This is a genomic window from Lentilactobacillus rapi DSM 19907 = JCM 15042 (assembly GCF_001436255.1).
Lineage (GTDB): Bacteria > Bacillota > Bacilli > Lactobacillales > Lactobacillaceae > Lentilactobacillus > Lentilactobacillus rapi.
Genome location: NZ_AZEI01000061.1, coordinates 1 through 4533, shown reverse-complemented (window position 1 = coordinate 4533; position 4533 = coordinate 1). Strand labels below are relative to the sequence as shown.

At 42.9% G+C, this 4533-nt stretch carries 4 protein-coding genes and 1 pseudogene; 4 read left to right on the top strand and 1 reads right to left on the bottom strand.

Going from position 1 to position 4533, the window contains the following annotated elements; all coding sequences use genetic code 11:
- Nucleotides 1-50: 50 nt before the first annotated feature.
- The 4 genes and pseudogenes from FD12_RS07165 to rpsR form a co-directional block, all read left to right on the top strand.
- Nucleotides 51-326 (top strand): annotated as a pseudogene (locus FD12_RS07165) (alpha-hydroxy-acid oxidizing protein); the annotation flags it as partial.
- 388 nt (nt 327-714) lie between these two features.
- On the top strand, nt 715-1011 hold the full coding sequence (gene rpsF, locus FD12_RS07160; RefSeq protein ID WP_054749110.1) for a 30S ribosomal protein S6: 297 nt from the start codon (nt 715-717) through the stop codon (nt 1009-1011).
- A 33-nt stretch (nt 1012-1044) separates the two neighbouring features.
- Nucleotides 1045-1599: a single-stranded DNA-binding protein gene (ssb, locus tag FD12_RS07155; protein ID WP_054749109.1), complete on the top strand. Its 555-nt coding sequence runs from the start codon at nt 1045-1047 to the stop codon at nt 1597-1599.
- Nucleotides 1600-1636: 37 nt separating this feature from the next.
- Nucleotides 1637-1873: a 30S ribosomal protein S18 gene (gene rpsR, locus FD12_RS07150; protein ID WP_008857189.1), complete on the top strand. Its 237-nt coding sequence runs from the start codon at nt 1637-1639 to the stop codon at nt 1871-1873.
- 460 nt (nt 1874-2333) lie between these two features.
- On the opposite strand, the gene nhaC is transcribed toward rpsR, so the two are convergent.
- On the bottom strand, nt 2334-3749 hold the full coding sequence (gene nhaC / locus FD12_RS07145; protein WP_056982352.1) for a Na+/H+ antiporter NhaC: 1416 nt from the start codon (nt 3747-3749) through the stop codon (nt 2334-2336).
- Nucleotides 3750-4533: the final 784 nt, after the last annotated feature.

Below are 4533 nucleotides of genomic sequence, written 5' to 3'. Positions count from 1 at the left end.
CCTTTTTTGCAAAAGTATACCAAAACTCAATTTAGATCTCAAACAGTTTCTTAGAGAGCGTTGCTAAGGCCGTTAACGGCAAGGTACCAGTGATCTTTGATTCTGGTGTTCGTCGTGGTTCGGATGTCTTTAAGGCACTGGCATCTGGCGCTGACTTAGTTGGTGTTGGCCGACCAGCTGTCTATGGTTTGGCCCTTGGTGGTGCTGAAGGTGTTCAGTCAGTCTTTGAGCACTTGAACGAAGAGTTGCAGATTATCATGCAATTGGCTGGTACCAAAACCATTGCTGATGTTAAGAAGACTAATCTGCTTGATATTCAGTATTAAAATTTGTGTGCTGCATTCCATTGATGCTCTCTAAGGAATTACGTTAAGCAATTCTGATTCTCAGTGGAATAAAAAATTAGAGAGCATTGATGGGTGGAGTACAATCTGGGGACGTCCCCTGCGTCTCCAACCCCCAATTTATACAACATTGGATTGTAAAAAAGCGGGTGACCAAATTGGTTGCGCGCTTTTTTGCGACCAATATTGAAAATTTAAATAATCCCTTGTTTGTTTTACGTATATAATAAATGTATCGTAAATCAAACATTAGGCGTATTGATATTTTTTAAGTTACATGGTATAGTTTTACATTGTGAGTATCTGGGTAAAAACAGAAACTCTCCTTGCTCTCGGGAAGAGGGCCATAAGTCCACAAGGAGGTGCAATCATGGAAGAAAAGAAATACGAAATTACTTACATCATTCGTCCAGACATCGAAGAATCAGCTAAATCAGCATTGATCGAACGATTCGACAAGATCGTAACTGACAATGGTGCTAAGATTATTGATTCAAAAGACTGGTCAAAGCGTCGGTTCGCATACGAAATCGGTGGTTATAATGAAGGTACTTACCACATTATCAACTTAACAACTGATTCAGATACCCCACTTAACGAGTTTGATCGTCTTTCAAAGATTAATGACGATATTTTACGTCATATGATCGTTGTTCGTGACGACTAATAATTGATTTTAATATGAGAGGAGCAATTCAGCATGCTTAATCGTGCAGTTCTAACGGGTCGCCTAACCCGCGATGTTGATTTACGATACACGCAAAGCGGAACCGCTGTCGGTTCGTTTACACTGGCCGTTGACCGGTCGTTTACTAATCAACAGGGGGAACGTGAGGCCGATTTCATTAACTGCGTAATCTGGCGTAAATCTGCTGAAAATTTTGCTAACTTCACCCATAAAGGCTCACTTGTTGGAATTGATGGTCGAATTCAGACCAGAAATTACGAAAACCAACAAGGCCAACGAGTTTATGTGACTGAAGTAGTAGTAGACAATTTTGCATTACTTGAACCCCGGGGTGCCCGGAACGATTCAGGTAATCAACAAAATGGTAATGCTCCTCAACAAAATAACGGCAATGCCAATCCGTTTGACAACAGTTCAAACAACTCATCCAACAATAATGGCGGTAATGGTTCAAGTAATAATTCAGGTAGTAGCAACAATGGTAACAATGGTGCTAACAATCCTGGGGATCCATTCGCCAATTCTGGGGACTCGATTGACATTTCCGACGATGATTTACCATTCTAATGAACTGGTAAATAAGATACTTTGAGGAGGAAATACTATGGCTTATCAAAGACGTGGCGGCCGTCGTCGTCGCAAAGTTGATTTTATCGCTGCTAACCACATCGAATATATCGACTATAAAGATATCAACTTGTTGGAACGCTTTGTTTCAGAACGTGGAAAGATTCTTCCACGTCGAGTTACTGGAACAAGTGCCAAGAACCAACGGGCATTAACAATTGCAATCAAGCGAGCACGGATCATGGGCTTAATGCCATTCGTTGCAGCTGACTAATGTAATACAAAGAAGTCTTCCTGAGAGGGAGGACTTTTTTTGTTGAGAGCGTGGAACAGATCGGGAGTTTCTGGAACCTAACTGGTAAATGATGGTTGGTCGGTGGTTTTTCGACCAACCATCATTTTCAGTTAGGTGTAGGAAACTGATCTGTGGAACGCATTTGCGCTATGATGCCAAAGAAACAGGTGCTTACATGCAGATTCCTGCTTGGAGGAGCAGTCTTGATCTATGTAATTATAAAATCCCTGCCCTGGGCTTGGGATTTTTGAAGTGGGTGCTTATGTGCAGGTTATTGCTTGGCAGAGCATCATTTTACAATATAATGGTTTACGACAAACGGCTGATCCCGGCCATTTAAGCCAAAAAATAATGCATTCCAAAACCAGAATGCATTACTTTTTTCACTTAAATTCTGGGATCAAAGCGCCTTTCATCCCAATCTTTTAAATCCAATCGATTAATTTTCAGTTGCGACAGCACTATGACGCTTTTCTACATCGTCAGTCGCTGTTTTTTTTAAACCAATTCCAGTGAAGCCACTTAGCAATGAGAATACTGGGCAGAGAAGACTGAAGAAGACGAATGGTAGGTATTGAATGGTTGGAACGCCTAACGTATTGGCGATAAAGACCCCGCCAACGCCCCATGGAACCAGGTAGTTGAGAACCGTTCCGCCATCTTCGAGAACCCGGCCAAGTGCTCTGCTGGCCAAACCACCGTTATTGAAGGTTTTCTTGAATGCTCGTCCCGGTAGGATGATTGAAAGGAATTGTTCACCAACGAAGATATTAACCCCGATACAAGCGCCTAATGCTGCTGTCACCAATTTGGCTGGACTATTAAGACGTGAAGCTAATGGGGTCATAATGGCGCCAATTAGGCCAAAGTGAACCAGTAGGCCACCTAGTGACAGGGTTAAGACGATCAAGGCAACCGTTGGCATCATACTGACGATTCCGCCTCGAGATAATAGAAGGTTAACTTCGCTATTAGAAGTTTTAGCTACGAAGCCGTTGGTGATAATGTTGCTGGCTTTGGTGATATTCAAGCTGGGAGTGTTGATAAACATCATTCCCGCTGAGATGAAAATGTTGAGTAGCATGGTTGGAATAGCGGCCATTTTGAAGCCGGCACAGACGAACACAAGGATAATTGGAATAAGTGAAATAATCGAAATGTGGAAATCACTACTTAATGCGGCGACGGTTGTGTTGATTTTGGCCATGTCTGCATGATTATGCCCCATTCCAAGAGCAGCAAAGGCAATCGTGGAGATGGTCGCTGCCGGCAGTGTTGACCAAAGGATGGTCTTCATGTGATCAAATAAATCTGTATCGACAACGGCTGCAGCCAAGTTATTGGTTTCGGACAGTGGTGATGATTTATCGCCAAAGACTCCGCCAGCAACGATTGCGCCGGCAACGAGGGCCGGATTGAAATTCATGGTAACGCCAATTCCAAAGAAGGCAATTCCAACAGTTGAGACAACCGTGAAACAACTACCAACTGCAGCGCCAACTAATGAACAAACAAGGAAAACGGTTGGTAGGAACCACTGAGCACTAATCGCTTTAAAACCAATTACCATCAATGTTGGGATGGTTCCGGCAGCGATCCAGGTACTAATCATTGCGCCAATCAGGATGAAGATAACGATGGGGATGATCCCCTTGTCGATGCCGTCTTTGATGCCGGCATTAATTTCATTCCAGTTAAAACCGGTTAGCTTGGCCCAAAAAATGACGACGGTGATTGCGAGTAGGACGGGGACTTGAGGTGATAAATGCAGGCCGATAACACCTGTTCCCATAATTGCTAATGCGACGAGTAAAACAATGGCTGCTTCTCTTAAACTGATTTTGCTATTTTTCATATTGATAACCTCTTTTATAATTAGTGGGCGGAGTAAAGCGGTTAGAAAGCGGAGCCTAAGGTACTCCAGCCGAAAGCCACGGGTTTCGGCTTTTGGCTGGAATGGCTTAGGTGCAGCTTTCTGCTTTGCGTAGCTGTCCTTGGCTAAATAATGGCGAACATAAATGCTTCTTTTGGTCATTATCCAAAGGACAAGTTCAATTCACGACATCGTAACAATTGGTTTATCAATATCGAACGAGTCCCCCATTTGTCGATCTTTCCATAAGCTCATTCCCTTTCTTTAAAGTGAGCGGAGCTAGGCGATTAGAAGCTGGAGCCTAAGTCGCCTTCTGCAGAAATCCCCGGGTTTGGGATTTTTGTAGGAGGTGCTTAGGGGCAAGCTTCTGCCTAGCGCAGCTGTCCTAAGTAAACAAAAAATCGTCCCTATTACATCTAAAATGCAATAGGGACGATTTTTAACCGTGGTACCACCCAACTTGTGTATTCAACAAAATACACCGCTCACTAGAAGATAATGGATTCTAGTTATTGACCATTGTCGTGATATTACGGTATTTCGTCACCCTTACCCTGATTGGCTCGCAGCAACCGCCAACTTCCTGACACCCAGATAAGGAACTACTTCATGTAATTCGACTTTAATTATTAGAGTGAGTATAAAACTTGATGAGATAAATTGCAAGAATTATTTTTTTGAGGACGGGCATCTGCATGATATAATCCAATCGGTAGTGTCCAAAGTTCTATGAAAAATTAGTTTCTAGTAACCTTTCTGATCTGGC